This is a genomic window from Chitinimonas sp. BJB300 (assembly GCF_002735695.1).
Classification (GTDB): domain Bacteria; phylum Pseudomonadota; class Gammaproteobacteria; order Burkholderiales; family Chitinimonadaceae; genus Chitinimonas.
Genome location: NZ_PDZH01000370.1, coordinates 1 through 545, shown reverse-complemented (window position 1 = coordinate 545; position 545 = coordinate 1). Strand labels below are relative to the sequence as shown.

The 545-nt window shown below is 59.4% G+C and carries 1 pseudogene; it reads right to left on the bottom strand.

Annotation, left to right across the window (positions count from 1 at the left end):
• Window positions 1–358 precede the first annotated feature (358 nt).
• Window positions 359–545 (bottom strand): annotated as a pseudogene (locus CSQ89_RS23725) (transposase); the annotation flags it as partial.

The window sequence follows — 545 nt, the reverse complement described above, 5'->3', positions numbered from 1 at the left end:
GAGTAGGCGATGGCCTATGGGGATTTGATCTGGCCCCCGAGCGCTGAATTGGCCGTAGGCAGGCTGATTGATCTATCGCCGATACGATGACACACGCCCATGCCGGGGAGCGGTGTCACGAGTACCCATCCTCGGAGCAGCAAATTCCGGCGATATGGCCACAAGCAGCAACAGGCTGTCTGCGGCACCGGCAATCCGGAAGCTGAGTTGGGCACTTCACGAAGAAACTTTCGGAGGAGCATCATGGTGGTGCACGGATTGGTTGCCGGCGCATGATGATTTCAACAACACGCATGGTGGCGCCGCAGCATTTGCAGACGAAGTTGGGCACTGGCGTGACAGCGGCTTGATTCATGACCGGCTCAGGCGGGGGCGTGTTCAGCATATGCCTCGCCCTGGCTAGATTCTCCCGTCGCCCGACGTTGGCCAGCAGCCCATAATGGCGGATGCGGTGAAAGCCAGTGGGCAGCACATGCAACAGGAAGCGGCGCATGAACTCTTCTGGCGCAAGTGTCATCGTCTTGTGCCGGGTACGTCCTTTGACC